General features: G+C 42.3%; 11 protein-coding genes, 1 pseudogene and 2 CRISPR repeat arrays (1 of these 14 running past the window's edge). All 12 genes and pseudogenes read right to left on the bottom strand.

What is annotated here, in order from left to right; genetic code table 11:
- Positions 1-27: a CRISPR direct-repeat array (repeat unit 28 nt); it reaches 602 nt to the left of the window's first position.
- Positions 28-157: 130 nt separating this feature from the next.
- Positions 158-793, bottom strand: a complete 636-nt coding sequence (cas6f, locus tag RB151_RS07505) for a type I-F CRISPR-associated endoribonuclease Cas6/Csy4 (protein WP_071547933.1) — start codon at positions 791-793, stop codon at positions 158-160.
- 8 nt (positions 794-801) lie between these two features.
- Positions 802-1,824, bottom strand: a complete 1,023-nt coding sequence (gene csy3, locus RB151_RS07500; RefSeq protein ID WP_042844253.1) for a type I-F CRISPR-associated protein Csy3 — start codon at positions 1,822-1,824, stop codon at positions 802-804.
- 3 nt (positions 1,825-1,827) lie between these two features.
- Positions 1,828-2,772 (bottom strand): type I-F CRISPR-associated protein Csy2, encoded by a 945-nt coding sequence (gene csy2, locus RB151_RS07495; RefSeq protein ID WP_071547932.1) that lies wholly within the window; start codon positions 2,770-2,772, stop codon positions 1,828-1,830.
- Positions 2,769-3,961 (bottom strand): annotated as a pseudogene (gene csy1 / locus RB151_RS07490) (type I-F CRISPR-associated protein Csy1). The gene csy2 and the pseudogene csy1 overlap by 4 nt, the downstream one beginning before the upstream one ends.
- A gap of 102 nt (positions 3,962-4,063) precedes the next feature.
- On the bottom strand, positions 4,064-7,543 hold the full coding sequence (gene cas3f / locus RB151_RS07485; protein WP_071547931.1) for a type I-F CRISPR-associated helicase Cas3f: 3,480 nt from the start codon (positions 7,541-7,543) through the stop codon (positions 4,064-4,066).
- Positions 7,540-8,514: a type I-F CRISPR-associated endonuclease Cas1f gene (gene cas1f, locus RB151_RS07480; protein ID WP_042844257.1), complete on the bottom strand. Its 975-nt coding sequence runs from the start codon at positions 8,512-8,514 to the stop codon at positions 7,540-7,542. The genes cas3f and cas1f overlap by 4 nt, the downstream gene beginning before the upstream one ends.
- Positions 8,515-8,663: 149 nt before the next feature.
- A CRISPR array of direct repeats spans positions 8,664-9,654; the repeat unit is 28 nt; unit sequence TTTCTAAGCTGCCTGCATGGCAGTGAAC.
- Positions 9,655-9,924: 270 nt separating this feature from the next.
- On the bottom strand, positions 9,925-10,860 hold the full coding sequence (flgL, locus tag RB151_RS07475) for a flagellar hook-associated protein FlgL (protein ID WP_042844258.1): 936 nt from the start codon (positions 10,858-10,860) through the stop codon (positions 9,925-9,927).
- 28 nt (positions 10,861-10,888) lie between these two features.
- Complete coding sequence (flgK, locus tag RB151_RS07470; RefSeq protein ID WP_071547930.1) at positions 10,889-12,532, bottom strand: flagellar hook-associated protein FlgK; 1,644 nt, start codon at positions 12,530-12,532, stop codon at positions 10,889-10,891.
- Positions 12,533-12,674: 142 nt separating this feature from the next.
- Complete coding sequence (gene flgJ, locus RB151_RS07465; RefSeq protein WP_071547929.1) at positions 12,675-13,655, bottom strand: flagellar assembly peptidoglycan hydrolase FlgJ; 981 nt, start codon at positions 13,653-13,655, stop codon at positions 12,675-12,677.
- Entirely contained in the window at positions 13,655-14,758 is a 1,104-nt protein-coding gene (locus RB151_RS07460) for a flagellar basal body P-ring protein FlgI (protein WP_042844261.1), read from the bottom strand. The genes flgJ and RB151_RS07460 overlap by 1 nt, the downstream gene beginning before the upstream one ends.
- Before the next feature lie 33 nt (positions 14,759-14,791).
- Entirely contained in the window at positions 14,792-15,574 is a 783-nt protein-coding gene (locus RB151_RS07455; protein ID WP_173424802.1) for a flagellar basal body L-ring protein FlgH, read from the bottom strand.
- An 81-nt stretch (positions 15,575-15,655) separates the two neighbouring features.
- Complete coding sequence (gene flgG, locus RB151_RS07450; protein WP_042844262.1) at positions 15,656-16,438, bottom strand: flagellar basal-body rod protein FlgG; 783 nt, start codon at positions 16,436-16,438, stop codon at positions 15,656-15,658.
- Positions 16,439-16,453 lie beyond the last annotated feature (15 nt).

The following is a 16,453-nucleotide window of genomic DNA, read 5'->3' as shown; positions in this document are numbered from 1 at the left end:
TTCTAAGCTGCCTATACGGCAGTGAACTATGCAATTTAATATAATAATCATGCTATAACAATTAGTTAAGGGTATTTATTATAAAATACCCTTTAATTTGTGAATAATTATAACATGCTGATTTAAAAGTTATTTTTTAAAGAACAAAAAATAATGGTTAAAAATGAGGAACCGTTGCAACCAACGTTTGGTCATTTGAAAGCTGGCTTAAACCATAGCAATTAAACATCCCAGCTTGCATTTGTGTTGCTACCACTTTTTCAATAAAGAGTGGAAAAGGCCGGCTTCCTGTTTTCTCATTCTTTGCATGTAAACTTGTAACCCAAATAAACGGTAAACGGTTATTGGCTTTCGGCCGACTTTTAGATAACACTTCCAAGCACTGCGCCACTGACTGACCTGATTTTTCAGACCATAAACGTGCCTTTTGCTGCATATCGGCTTCTATCCGGTTTTGGCCTTTTACATGTCGTCGAATATAACTGACAGGAACACTTTGCTCCGGCACGGTTTGAATAGATTTAATATGAGCGTAATCCATTAACCTTGCTAACCACTTCGGTAAATTTAGCTGCTCAAGTTCCTCTGGTGTTTTAGCATGCAAACGGATTTTTCTACCTAAGCGAAAACCAACGCTACCATATTCAGGAAATGCAACAGCAATAGCGCTTTGGCCTTCAGCCGTTTGGTTATCTGCCAGCGCAATATGAATTTGCTGGTAAACTTTCTGCCACAAAAAATCCACTGAAACGGTTGAGTCAGGTAATAAAGTGACCTCCTGATAATAATTCATATTTCACCTTATTTATCACTTTCACCAAACACACCGCCACGCACTAAAACTGCCATCACATAATGCTCATCTTCAATACGTGATAATTTTTCACCGCGAGCCCATTTATCGAATAGGGTATAGAAGTCTTGGTTATCTTTTGGCGTTCGAAAAGCGGTACCTAAATTCGTCACTGCGCCATAAGGCTCAATTGCGATAGCCCCTGCACCACTTTCAGTTCCATACGCGGGGTACCACGTGTCAATGGAGCGCAAAGCATTACCAATTTTTTGTGAATGCATCGCAGCATGCCCATTCACATGATATAAAATTTTGCTTTTATCCCCTTTGCCTTTATCCATCACCAGCTCTTCACTTGGGTAAACTTCTTGTGCTTTGCCTAGTTGAGAGTAAGTGGTAATTTCTAATAATAATGCACCTTGAGGGTGAGCTAAAGCGGTAGCAATTTTCTCACCTAACTGAGCCACTTTTTCATCTTGAGTATCAAATTGGTGAATACTATATTGTGTGGCGTCAAAAACCCATTCCATTGATTGCCCTTTATTAAGTACTTTGACAACCACTTCGATATGTTCGGCACCTACTCGGTTACGCCATAAAAAGCGCCCATTAGCGACATTCTGCGCATAACGATAACCTAATTCACGAAAGCCTTCTTTTTCAATATAACCTTTTGCTGCTTGCACATAACCTTTTTTAAATAACACGTTATTACACGCAGAAGGTGTCTCAACTCCACCAAGTATTTTTAAGGTGAATTGATGAACTAAAGTATCTTGCTCAGTTCCTAACGCACAGGCATCGACTGTTTGTAAGTTGGCTTTTTCCACCTCAGAGTTTAGCTTTAAAGGATCATTTTTTACCGCACCTTTTAAGCGATTGGAAATAGTACCCCGTACCGATTTTTCTTGTAATGATAAAGGGGTAAAATGCGATTTATTTTCCCAACAAGTACCATAAAAATAACCATCAGATGGAACCAATTTTTTTTCAAATGCTAAAACAGATGCAACATCATTATTCTTCGCCATTACTTATTCTCCACTCGAAATAAATTTAGATGCCACTTGTTGGCATAAATAAAGGTTATTAGGTTCGTCATAACCGTATTGCCACAATATTTCATTAATATTGTTAGCGCGGTTTGCCAAAATAAACTCACCGAGCGTCACAACACTTTCTGCGAACCGGTGAGGTACGTCTAAATCTCGCTGATTTTTTGCCTGAGCAAGTGGCGAAACCCCTTGATATCCGGTAGCAATAGGTACAACCCAACCTGCCAATTTACGTTGAGCACGCCATTCAAATTGCGATTTCCCCTCATTTTCGTTGCCCCATTCGACGCAATTATTCTCTACCACCACATAGTCCAACAAAGCATCCATAGCATCTTGCCCATCTTCCATCGCTCGAATCATTAAATCCCTGCGTTCTATTAGCGCATAACCGGGCATTACGCTATTTAGCAGCCCCTGCCTTGATTCCCCGTCTACCTCATCTGATTGCAGAATATGTGCTGTTGGTTTATCTAATGAAAGAATGTCGCCACCAGCGAGCTTCATCGTCTGTATTAAGTCGTAAATGACCTCTAAAATAGGCGATTGTGTAGGGAGTGCTTTAGTCTTACCACCGTCATTCACGCCATATCTGATAAGTAATGACACGTCTAAATGACAACGGGCCTCTTCAATAAATGCGGAACGCGTACCGTCACTATTCAATGGGTTTGCAGTACCTACAATGGAGTTAACATAATCATTCGGCCCGCGATAGGTTTGTAAATCACACGCGTGACTAATAACAGCAATAGAATCAAACACAATATCCAAGTGGCCATCAGCCCGCAATTTACGCTCTAGGGCATGCATAAAACCGAGCCAAGCCGTCATGGCTGGAAAGCCAATGGTATAAGGGCTAGATAACGCATTGGCATTTTGTATTTTGATATGAGGAAGCTTGAGTATGTAGGTTGAGCTCATCGTAACAGCTCCTTATTAATGGCGATAACCTGCGCGATAGCCGCTAGCTCGTCGTTACCTAAAGCAATGGCTTTTTTCCCTAACACTTTTTTGTAATGACGCATAAATTGCTGAGCAATAAGAGTAATAATTCCCTCTAGCCATTCATCCGAGTTATTACGCTGCTGTTGGTCTGGAAACAGCCAAATTTGCTGTACTTTTGCTAATTGAGTGGGTAATTGAATGTTATTCTGTTCAAACCCACGCCTGACCTCCCACATGGTCAACATAATGTAGTCTACATATTCTTGGATACGCCTATCACGATATTCAATAAAACGGCTACCACGCTGCGCTTTCGGTAGGGAGATCAAACCATGAAATGCTTCTAACGTTTCTTTAACTTGCCAAGGGTTTACAGTATTGGTAAAGAAGTCATAAGTAGGTAAACGCCGCTTACGCTGAGCTATTTGGGGGGTAATGACGGCAATAAATGGGCTTTCCCTGCATTTTGATTATTAAGCACGGAAATATTTTGGGGCTTAGTTCCCCCATAGCCAATAGTGGTTACCCCATAAATTTCTTTATAGCCAACCTGGCTAAATTCCCCCTTGCGTTTTAAATCACGCAGTGCCTTAGTTTGCTCAGAAAATCGAATTGTATCAATACGTTTGCGTAGTTCAAAAACCAAACCGGATGGGGTCAGTGGAGATAATAAATGGTATTCGTTATCCTCCAACCACACAGGAAAGTAAACTTGTTTTATTTTTGAGCTAGTGATCACGGTTTTATCTGCCGCCACCATGGCAAGAAAACCATCCCTGAGTAAATGATACTCTTCATCCCCTTGATTAAGTATGTCTTTTGCTAACGGTGTTTCATCCTTAATATGGGCCAACAACGTTCGGTTATCTTGCAATTCAAGTGTGAGAAATTTATATACATCAAGCGCTGCCGCATTACCCAATGCATCCGTCTCAACCATGACATTCCCTGTTCGGAGCAAGCCATCATTTGTGTGCTCTGCCCTCGCTAATATTGGGGTGACATACCCGTTTTTGTTTTTTCTAGAGCTTGGATGACTAAAGGTACAAGGATGCGTGGATAATGAAATTTGCCCCGCCCGCTTCGCAGCACTCGGCAACCACTGAGCCAATGATAAAATAGCATCACATTTCTGCTGCAGTTGCTGTATTTCCCCTTCACTCATCGACGCTTTTACATTTTTTTTAAGCCAACTTTCTTTACGCTCTGTAAAGAAAGCCTCTATTGCTGGATCTAACATAGTAAATGGTCCTTGTGACTTAAGTTTCTATTCAAAAACCTTAAATGTGCTGAGCCCCATTTGGTCGTTATAGTGGTAAAAAACTCCGCTACTTTTACGCGGTAAGAAACTAATTTCGCCATACCGTTTTGAAAGCTGCTCTGCTTGCTGATATTCATTTTCTCGGCTCGCCAATGATTGCTGATAGTCTCGGATGAGCCATAAGCGCTGTTTTAATGGTTCGGCAAGTGGTTGAAAACCAATTCCATACTCATCCTCCTTCGTGACCCAACCACTGTCTTTGTCGTACTCACAAAAGTGAAGTCTATTTTTTGCTGATAAGATTAAGGATACCCGTTTGGTCGGTTCACTTTCCCTAAATGACGCAAACTGCTGAGGAAGTGCCGTCATCCACCACCCCCCACTGGTATACCCCCATAGCGTGGTCGGGCGGTTTTTAGGAAGTACTGCGCTTGATAAAAATGTAGAGCGTGTTCTTACGGCTGCCTTAGCAGGCTTAGCGGTGGATACATCGCCCATCAGCCGTTCGATTGATGCATGTTCTAAACAGGCTAAATTAGTTGTTTGCTGAGTTTTCCAACCTGTAATGGGCTGTATTCTAGGAATGGCATCAACAGATTTAAGTAGCTGTGATTCATCCACCAGCTCAGATAGGTTATAAGTTGATAAGCTAAGGTTTAGATTGCGATTTTCATAACCTGGTTTGGAAAATGCATCTCGTTGATTATTCCCTTGAAAAGCGACCCAGTTATATTGCAGTAAAGCGATGTTAGGGCTCGCCACTTCACCCGCACGGTGCCGACGAACCCGCCCCGCCATCTGTACGATTGAGCGGTAAGATGAAGGTTCAATAACGGCCCAATCAAAGTCATGATCACGCCCGACTTCCTCCACCGGTGTTGCCACTAAAATAAAAATAAGATGTTTAGCTTTCCCATTTCGGTGGGCTTGGTCTAAATGCTGCCTAACAATAGGGTTTTGGAATGCTTCAGGCTGCTCTCCTTCTTTTTCCTTACGTTTCAATACGCCATCAAGGTGTTTTTCTTGCTCATGACGTAAAAGTAGTACCTGTTGGCTATGGTAGGCCATAGTACGAATTTCCACCTCTTCAGGCCATTGTGCCGCCAGTAAATAGTGAGTCAATGCAACACAAACTGGAATATTAGCAACACGCACAACCCCAAAGGAAACTTGCAACTGGGTTTCCCTCTCAGAATAGGCGTGAGCCTGATGCAATCTAAGAATAGCTTGCTGAATGTGAGCAAAATACTGAGTTTGTAAGTCTTTGCCTTGTTCTTTTTGTATCGGCAAGATAAAGGCTTTTCGGCGAGCAACCAGCGCCCGCAATGCCTTTACACGTTTTTCTATAAAATTGTTATGGTACTGGCGATAATGACTGACCGTTAATTCATCATCGGCTGTGGTAATGGTTGCGATTTGGCATGCATGTATGCATTTATCTTTTTTCTCATCATACTGCCCCTCATCCACCCAAACACAACCGACTTTTAAGGATTTTTGATGGCTGAGCGCATGAATATGCCAACCTTGTTGGTAAGCATTAAAATAAAAAACAGCAAGTGTTGGGGGAATGGTGGCTGATGAAATCATAACTTTACGCCCCAAGGCCCCTGCGAGATAAACAAGCCGCCCAATAGCTACGGGGTCATTCCCTGTAAAATCATCAATTTCATCAATAACTAAGTCAGATGACATTAATCGAAGATAGGGAAGAATATAGCGACCACCTCGCAGGGTTTCCGTCGCCCCCATAATATGGTCAATGGTACAAGCTAAAATAGGGGCATAAAGCAAAGCTCTATCTTTAGGCCGCGTCAATACAGTAGCCAACTCTTCTTCTGGTAAACTACCTTGCCATTTTTCTTCTGACCAATTTAATTCAAGCCCTTCATCATCAAAAAGGCGGTCTTGGGACTCAGAACCAAATTCTGCTAATTGGAGCTCTTGTTGAATTGTTTTTTGTTTATCTTCTTGATGAAGGTCTAAAACGGCTTTAGAGCCAATTAATACTGCAAGGTTGTCATCTTTTATGCCTAAGCGAGTACGATACTCATCCCCTGTTTGCAATGTAAGAGCTCTGAGGCCCAACGCAAGAATAAACCGCAAGCTTTGTTTATCCTCCGATAACGCTTGCATAATTTTAGCGTTGGCAACCGTCTTACCGCAGCCCGTACTTGCCATATTGACAACAAAATACCCTTCCGTTTTATCTTGTTGCTGTTCTCGATATTGCTCAATGGTATTAACCACATCTTCCTGCCAACTAAATTGCCCTGAGGCATTTTTATGCTGTTTCAGTAAGTTAATATCACTCGCTACAGGGGGTTCTATGACAAAGAATGGCAAGTACTCCGTAATATTTGCCGCAATATTAGCCACATTAACCAAGTGTTCATCAAGCCGTTGCTTGTATGCAGTTTGCCCATTCACGCGCTGGGTATTGGCATATAACGCCATATTTGATTGCCATGTTGGGTCTGCCTCCTTTGAGGAGTAATTGTGATCTCCCAGCATCAAGCACAAGCGTGCTTGTTCAGCAACTAATCGCCAGCAACCATTGCTTAGCGCTTCATCAAATAACGGAAGTTGGTGTTTAAGGTGTTCTGCCGCTTGACTTAGGGCTTGACGCCAAACTTTTGACTCACTTAATAAGCCATGAGGGAATTCAAAGCATTGCTGAATGCGTTGCGCATATTCTGAAGCATCATAGAGATTTTGGTATCCCCATTGTTTATCAACAATATCTAATAATTGAGCTAATGAGTTACAGGGTTGATCTGCATATTGTAGACGCTCTGTTTTATTAGCCAAAAAGGGTAACCTGTGATGGGAAACAATCAACCAAACCAGCAATGAAGCTGCATCAGGTAGTTGGTTTAGTGGTTTTTCCAGTTGATTTTTTCCCTTCATCCACGACTGTAATTGTTGCTCATGCCATGATGAAGTGATTAATGCATCCAACCAATTTTCGTCACTATTCGGTTCTTTCTGGCTTTTTACCAATGCACTAAATAGCAGTGACGATACCCATTCGTGGCGCAGCGGGTCGCCTTTAAAACGCATGTTTGACGCGGGGTTTAATTTATCTTGAAACAATTGTGAGGCTTTTCCCCAGTCATGTAACAAAGCGGCTAAACGAACAAATCCATTAATTAACGGCAAATACTTCCAATCATTTCCTTGCTCACTACCCAGTAAGGATTTTTCTGTTCGGTTCACTGGAACATAACCTTGTTCATTGAATTTGTTTTTTCTTCCCACTACCCATAATAATTGGCTGCGAGAGCGAGAACGTATCCAATGGCAGCTTACAGCTGTATTGCGACTGGCGCTGCGGCGCAGTAATTTTTGTACTGTATGCAACCCTTCTTGGGTGATCAAGGTTTGCCATGTGTTATCACCAATTCGGTTAGCAAATGCATCTAGTATCCGCCGAGTCCGCTTTAACGCGTGCTTTTCACACTGAGAAATAAAGGTTACCATCATAGCTGAGTAACCTGTTGTTGTGCCTCGTTTTGTTGTAATGCCAAAGATTTAACTACATCGAACATAAAATCAAGGGATTGATGGTCAACAAATGATTGCAATATTTGCTGGCGAAACTCTTGCTCTGTTGCCCCCTCTTTACCGCAAATAAATGCCCACGGTAAAACAACCGCATCTTTAATTAAATCTGCGATATCAAAGACTAAAGCGCCACGACGAGTTTTACCATGCATTACTGCAAAACCATGGGGAATACCCAGTACCCATAGGCAACTTGCGGCTAACCCATAAGCCAGATAATTACCATGGTTTAAAAAAGAATTCGCTTTATCAACAGCTTGGTGTTGACGAGTGAAATTTTTTTGCCCTGTATTATTAGCAGCGTATTTATACAAGGTTTTAGTTAACTGAGCTTCTGTAAGCAGTAGTTCTTGTGTATCTTGAGCAGCGATAGTGCGATTATGGAAGGCCTTTAATGCGGATTGAATCGTGCTGTCTTGGTATACAAACCCTTCATTCTGTAATTCACGAGAGCTTTGCCAAACTTTCTGTAGGTATGTGATACGCGACTGTTGTAATACCTTAGCCGCGGCTAACCTTTTTTCATCATTAAACCAAAACGATAACCAGCTTTGTAAATATTCCGTTGGCCGATATTCGCCTTGTGGTGTCATCCATTCTACTTCTGTAGACATATACAGAGGTGTACCACCACCCCCACAAAACCCAACTAGTACCCCCGCTTGAGATAACATTCTCATTGCGGCTTGGGTAATTGATGTTCCTGTACCAAGTAACAAAACTGTTGTATTTGCAATAGGGATATTGAAATAGAGGTTTTCATTTTTTGCCTCTGTGAAATACAACACTCGACCATCTTTTTGCATCACTCGACAATGCTCTAAGTAATACATGTTAGCGCGCTTGGAATGTAAGATGGTTTTTAAGTCACTAGGTGAAAAGTCATCCATAAGCAGTTGAATTCTTCCTTAAATAATAAGTTTTTTGAATCAATCTTATTAGAATAAGCTTTAACCAATGAAACAAGCCTTAAATTATCACTAAAGCCAAATTTGCGAGGGGTTTCACAGAATATCCAGTAAAAATAACTCCTTGGCTGTTTTTTAGCTGCCTTTATGGCAGTGAACGATTAATTTAACTCGCAGGGATGCAATGAAGATTTCTAAGCTGCCTATACGGCAGTGAACAGAGAACATCCTGATCCCATTCATCAGCATGATTTCTAAGCTGCCTGTACGGCAGTGAACACGATAATTTATGGCGTAGCCGCGTTAGTTCCTTTCTAAGCTGCCTGTATGGCAGTGAACAATCAATAGTTGCTCTTTTCTTTTCCACTTCGTTTCTAAGCTGCCTGCATGGCAGTGAACCATTCGATTCGCTGAGTCTGATTTCACGGCGATTTTCTAAGCTGCCTGCATGGCAGTGAACATTTCCCCGCGCCTAGCAATTCGACATTTGCAGTTTCTAAGCTGCCTGTATGGCAGTGAACTGTTTTACGTGAATAGATAAAACAAAGGAAAATTTCTAAGCTGCCTGCATGGCAGTGAACTGTCTCAGGTCTGCCCAAGAACTTATCTTTTCTTTCTAAGCTGCCTGCATGGCAGTGAACGAGCTGAGGCGGTTCTTGATAGCTCTATGTCTTTTCTAAGCTGCCTGCATGGCAGTGAACTTACTACGCTGCCATTAATCGACGTTTGCACTTTTCTAAGCTGCCTGCATGGCAGTGAACACAAAGTTTTCTCTTGTTCGGTACTTAGAAACATTTCTAAGCTGCCTGTATGGCAGTGAACCATCAATAGTTGGTGAAACGGTGACGTGGTCATTTCTAAGCTGCCTGTATGGCAGTGAACTGTTTATCGCCGAATCAACTTAGCGTGCTCATTTTCTAAGCTGCCTGTATGGCAGTGAACGTTTGGATACCCACTAACTGATGTTTATCGTATTTCTAAGCTGCCTGTATGGCAGTGAACTTGTTGTTTTTGACGGTGAAAAAGGTGTCAAATTTCTAAGCTGCCTGTATGGCAGTGAACAGATGAGGAAAACAGCAATGGAAATTAAATTATTTCTAAGCTGCCTGTATGGCAGTGAACTATTAGTTAAATAAGATAAAACAAAGGAAAACAATGTACTAGCTTTATAAACGCCAAAATACCTTTGTTTTGGGAGGGTATCCTAACTTATTGTTTAATAATTAATTTTTTAAATAGCAAAAAATAAAGGTCAAACTAGGGTAAAACAAATCGGGATTTATGCAATATGCACTAAACAAAAATAGTGCGTAAATATAGGTACCTCAAAATAAAAAAAACCGCGCTCGAATCACTCCAAAGCGCGGTGAGTAAAATTAAACCTTTAATTTATTAACGGTTACCAAAAAGTGACATACTGTTTAAATCTTTAAAAATACTTTGGGATGCATCAAACATCGCCTTTTCTTTATAGTAATCCGTCGTAGTGCCCGTCCAGTTGGTCTCAAGCAGCTCACTTTTACGAGCTGCATTTTGAATCGAACGGGTATCTGCCAAGAAATCTAATTTATCAATTTCTTGCAGTTGTAAGCCTTGTTTCGCTTCAATATTAGAAATTTGGTCAAGCGCTGCTTTAATTCCACGGTTAGCTTCATCCATCCCTGCTTGAGCGCGGTCTAAATCAGCTTGAGGCGCATCTTGTTGTGGAATTTTCAGCGCATCAATACCTGCATTCAACGCTTTGAAAACATTAACAACATTATCGCTGCCCGTCTCAAAAACTTGCGCACCCGTAAAATAGGTGGTCATTTCTCGGTCACTAGCGACATTTTGCATAATCGGTTTATCACCGCCGTGGTACAACACATTACCATCAGCGTCAATTTCAAACGGGGGCTTATCCGATTTAAAACCAGCAAAAATATAACGGCCATTACCATCCGTTGTATTACCTAATCCCACCAGTTGTTCTTTTAAACCTGTTAACTGCTCTGCCAGTGAATGACGGTCTTTATCACTTAAAGCACCTTGGTTAGAAGCTTGAATGATAGTGGTATCAATTTGTGTGGTCACATCCGTCATTTGAGTCAAAATACTCATCTGCAATGTCATGCCCGTTTTTGCAAACCCACGGCTTGCGACATATTGCTGGTTACGGTTTTCTGATTGGCTAATTCGCACCGCTTGTGATGAGGCTTGAGGGTCATCAGACGGTTTACTCACGCGCTTACCCGAGGCTAATTGGCTACCTGCATCCATCCAACGCGCCTGAGCATTATTCATGTCTTGCAGGCGTTGGTGATAAATCATATTTGTACTTAAACGCATCGCTAAACCCTTATTATATTGCTAAAACTTAGAATGCACGCATCAACGCATTAAACAAATCATCCACCGTTTTTAATACTTGCGCATTCGCATTAAAAAACTGCTGGATCTTCTGCATTTGAATACTTTCTTCATTCATATTCACGCCTGAGATAGCCTGCTCTTGGGCATAAAAGCTCTCAGTCATTTTATTTTGTGTTTCCGAATCAATTTGGGCTTGTTTAGTTTTACTACCGACATCATTGACTAAGGTTGCGTAGAAATCAGAGAAGGTCGAGCCGCCATCAATCAGTTTTTGGTCTTGTAATTTAACCAGCTCTTTAATATTTTCATTATCACCTGGGCCACTATCTTTACTCCCCGCGGCAGCAAAGCCCGATGCATCACTAATCAATGTTTGCATACCGTTGATAACACCGCTCACAGGCTTAACAAGGAAAGAATCACCTTTTGTCATGCCTTGGCTATTGCTTATTTTGACTTCTATACCATCAAATTTCAGTGTGCCTGCGGTTGAATCATCTACCGAAACTTTAATGCTTTCAGGTAAACGAGTGACATTCCATTCGCTACCATCAAAACGCATTTCATAGTTATTGCCTGTCACCTTAGAGACATCGCTATAGCTCAAATCGAAATCCGCTTTACCGCTATTATGGGTATTGCTAACAACGCTGCCTTTACCAATCTCAAAAAAGTCTTTACCCGTATTACCATTGGCATCATAGCCTTTGCTATGAACTTCATTGAATTTCGTTGCAAAAACTAATGCTAATTTATTGAGTTTTTGATAAGCCGGGTCAATCACTTCCTGACGAGAACGCAAAATACCGCTTAGCTCTCCCCCACGAAATGACCCATCTGGGATTTCACGCGCTTGGCCATTTGCTCCCACAAAACCGATACTAAAACGGCTATCGTCTTTTGATGAAGGGACTGCTTCTAAACGGTTAGCTTTTTCGCCAGTCACCAGCGGTAAACCATTGGCAAACGTCACATTATAGTTGCCGTTTTGTTCAATGACCTTAACCCCAACTAACGAGTTAACTTCATTTACTAAGCGATCACGCACATCCAATAAATCATTAGGTTCAGAACCGCTGACTGAACGTACACGGGAGATCTGCTGGTTTAGACCAGCAATTTTTTCCGCATATGTATTGATATCTTTCACCTTATTTTCGATTTGGTGATTAATATCCCGCTCCATTTCTTGTAAACGGCGATCAGCGTCTTTAAATTGACTTACCAACGCATTTGAATTGCCCAAGAAAACGTCAATCAATGTTTTATCACTGGCGTCACTGGTTGCTGCATCTAATGAAGTGAAAAAACTACCGATATTACTGGAGATATCTTCAATATCATTAGTAAGCAAATCATCGACTTTATTACAGTTTTTAACGTACGCCTCATAATCACCGCTGCGAGCGCGTGATTGGCTGTACTGTGCATTGATAAATTCATCAAACTCACGGCGAACATGGCTGAAATAAGTGCCGTTACCAAAATAGCCATTAGGTGTCATCGTACCGGGATTCTCCCCGAAAACAGCACTTTGGCGGTGATAGTAACCTACACCTGCGTTCGCTAAGTTGTTAGAAATCACACTTAACCCGCCTTGTGCAGCGTTCACACCACTGAGCGCATTATTCATTACATTGTTCAGCATAAGCTTTTCCTGTTCTAGATGCTGACCCCTTTAATTGGCTGACACAATCAAAGTGATAAGCAACTCAAATTATTTACAGCATATTTGGTTATCGGAAATTCAGCGTAATTGTTTAGGCCAAACTCGCATTAATTCCGTGTTTTTAAAAAATATCGTTTAAGTCTATGGTATAGGCTTGCACTGCCCTTGATGCCGAGGTATTTGCTGTCGGTTGATGACCGCGAATTTGGTTAATCAAGGTGATCAGTTTGTCTGAATAACTTGGGTCAGTGGCGTAACCGGCTTGATGTAAGCGACGCGCAGCAATTTCAGGCGTCGGCGCTTTTTTCACATCTTTATAGCGCGGGTTTTCGGTTAATAGACTGATATAATCAGCAATCGCTTCTTCGTATGAACCATAGACTCGGAAGTCATCGCGCATTTTTATTGTTTTGCCATTAATGACTTCGGTTGTCATGATATTAGTGACGGGTCCCTGCCAGTTTTTCCCAGCTTTAATACCAAATAAGTTATGGCTGGTTTTACCGTCACTTTTCAAAATTTCCCGCTGTCCCCAACCACTTTCTAATGCCGCCTGCGCTAAGACGAGAAAGTGTGAAATACCACTGTTTTGACTTGCAGCCTTTGCTGGTTCAATTAAGCGACGAATAAAATTACTGCTGTTAAGCGATAACGCTTTGATTTTTTGAAATGGTGCTGAAAGCATATCCCCCGTAGGCGCAAAATGACGCATCATCTGCTGCATATTAAATGGTGGCAATGTTTGGATGGCTTTTTCATCGAGCGGTAACATGCTATTGCTGAGCGCTACATTAGGCTCTATTTGCTCGCGCGTTAACTGTTGGTACATCATCTCACCAAAACCTAAGCCTTTTTGTGAAAGATCTTGGGCGATTTGCTGGTCATACATGCTGGTGAGCATACGCGTTTGGTCGCTGGAAAATAAACCATCTTGGGGTAATGCGTCACGCATACTTTTTAGCATCATTTGGACAAATGTTGCCTCAAGTTGCTGCGTGACTTGGCGCAGCCCTTGCTCTGGGTTTTTATTCAGTTCGCCTTTTAGCTGGCCTAGCGACTGTAAATCAAACGCGGCACCTTGCAATAGCTGCATATCACTCATTAGATGATCTCCAATTTTGCACGCAAGCAACCTGCACTTTCCATAGCTTGCAATATTGACATCAAATCGTTTGGCGTCGCACCTAAAGTATTTAAAGCCTGAATAACTTGGTTTAATTGCACACTCGCATTCACTTTTTGCAATGAACCACCTTGGTCGCGTATACCGACATTGGTGTTACGGGTTACGACCGTTTGCCCACCTGCAAATGGGGTATCAGGTTGGCTGACTTGTGTTTGTCTTTCAACGGTAACCGCTAAACTACCATGAGCCACCGCACAGCTTTCGAGTGTCACACTGCGGTTAATGACAACTGAACCGGTCCGTGAATTGAGGATCACTTTTGCTTCTGCCATTGGTGTCCGCACGTTAAGTTCCTGTACCCGAGACAAAAAGCGTACTTGGTCACGGTTGTTAGCCGGAACTAATAATTGAACCGTACGCGAGTCCAACGCGGAAGCTGAACCGACTCCCCCCATACGGTTTATTGCATCTGCAATATCTTGCGCTAATGTGAAGCTATCTTCGTTTAATTGCAGGTTAATTGCGCCACTTTGCCCAAAGTTACTTGGTAGTTCACGCTCAATCGTTGCCCCACCAGTAATGCGTCCACCATTAAGTTGATTCACTTTAATGCTGCTACCACCACCGCTTGCGCCAGCTCCACCAACCAGAATATTTCCTTGCGCCATGGCGTAGACTTGCCCATCAACGCCTTTCAGTGGCGTCATCAATAATGTTCCACCCCGCAAGCTTTTTGCATTCCCCATTGAAGAAACAACGATATCCACAGACTGACCAGTACGCGCAAAAGGTGGTAATTTTGCGGTTACCATCACCGCTGCCACATTTTTCAATTGCATGTTAGTACCGGGGGGGACCGTAATCCCCATTTGCGACAACATGTTATTTAAACTTTGGGTTGTAAATGGGGTTTGCATGGTTTGGTCACCCGTGCCATCGAGCCCGACAACAAGTCCATAACCGATTAATGCGTTATCACGTACCCCTTGAACCGTGGTTAAATCTTTAATACGTTCACTGTGCGCTGCAAATACAAAACAGCAAAATAGCGATAGCAAAATTAATACTTTGTTTTTCATTGAGTTATCTCGGCTATTCTCTCTTATGTTCAATTAATAAGGCGAAACATTTAAGAAAAAGCGTTGCAGCCAGCCCATGTTTTGCGATTCATTGATGTAACCATCACCCACATATTCAATACGTGCATCCGCCACCTGTGTGGAGCTTACATGGTTATCTGACCCAATGGTCCGTGGGTTAACCACGCCAGAGAAGCGGATCGACTCCGTTCCTTGGTTAATGGCAATACGCTTCTCACCGACGACATGTAAGTTACCGTTCGCCAGTAATTGGTCTACCGTCACGGTAATCGTCCCTTTAAAGGTGTTATTGGCATTCGCTCCGCCCTTACCACTAAAGTCACTATTACCTTTAATATCGAGTTCGGTATTCTTACCGCCAATCCAGCCTTGCATAAAGCCGGGCAGTATCGCAGCCAAGAAACCAGTTTTCCCAGTGCGATTCGCATTTGCAGACGAGTTTTTGCTAGCACTGACATTTTCTTGCAGATTGATAGTCAAAATATCGCCAACATTACGAGGGCGCCTATCTTCAAATAGGGGCTGATAGCCATAATATGCCGGCTGAGCACTTTGAAATATTGAGCCATTCGGTGCAGGTGCCGTCGGTGCACTTGGAATTGCCGTTGTCTGTGTGTCCACTAACGGACGTGATTTTATGTGTGCGCAGCCACTGGTAATCAAAACCAAAGCAATGACTAATCCCACCTGTTTGGTTGCGATTAAAGGCGTTTGCAACGCTATTTTTTGCTGTTGAGAAATCGTGCTGCTTTCAATCATCATGCTACTCTTTTGCTGCAGTGTACGTTCTACCATCACGAAGAGATCCCTCTCATAGGTAACTCACCATCGTGATTGCAAGTTACCTTTCTGTGTCTTTCCCGCTCAATAAACCAATTACAGCTGAGTTAAACGCTGTAGCATCTGGTCAGATGCGGATACTGCCTTACTATTAATTTCATAAGCACGTTGAGTTTGGATCATATTCACTAACTCTTCGGCAACATTGACGTTAGATGTCTCTAGCATATTTTGATAAATCAACCCTGCACCATTCGTTCCCGGAGCACTTTCATTAGGGGCACCTGAACTTGCCGTTTCCATATACAGGTTTTCACCCATACTTTCTAAACCTGCATCATTGATGAAAGTAGTTAAGGTGATTTGACCAATCTGTTGCGGCTGATTATCACCATAAACGGTGATAGAAACCGTACCATCACGGGCAATTGACATGCTGTTTGCGTTATCAGGGATCATAATCGCAGGGACAATTTGGTAACCGCTTGAGGTTACAAGCTGGCCATCTTGGTTGGGCTGCAATGCCCCATCGCGGGTATAGGCGTCGGTACCATCTGGCATTTGTACATGCAAGAAACCTTGGCCTCGAATAGCGATATCGTTGGTATTACCCGTTTTGTTTAACGCACCTTGTGCGTGAACTCGCATTGTGGCAACGGGACGAGCCCCCGTCCCCATTTGTAACCCTGACGGTAACGATGTTTGCTCAGAGCTCATCGCGCCAGGTTGGCGAATATTTTGATACATTAAATCTTCAAATACGGCACGTTGGCGTTTAAAACCATTAGTACTGACGTTTGCCAAGTTATTAGAAATAACATCAAGGTTGGTTTGTTGAGCATCAAGCCCTGTTTTTGCAATCCATAATGAACGGATCATAATAATTCCTTACTG

This window comes from Providencia rettgeri, from assembly GCF_001874625.1.
Taxonomy (GTDB): Bacteria; Pseudomonadota; Gammaproteobacteria; order Enterobacterales; family Enterobacteriaceae; genus Providencia; species Providencia huashanensis.
Note: the sequence above shows the minus strand (reverse complement) of the source record. Positions and strands in the feature narration are given on the sequence as shown.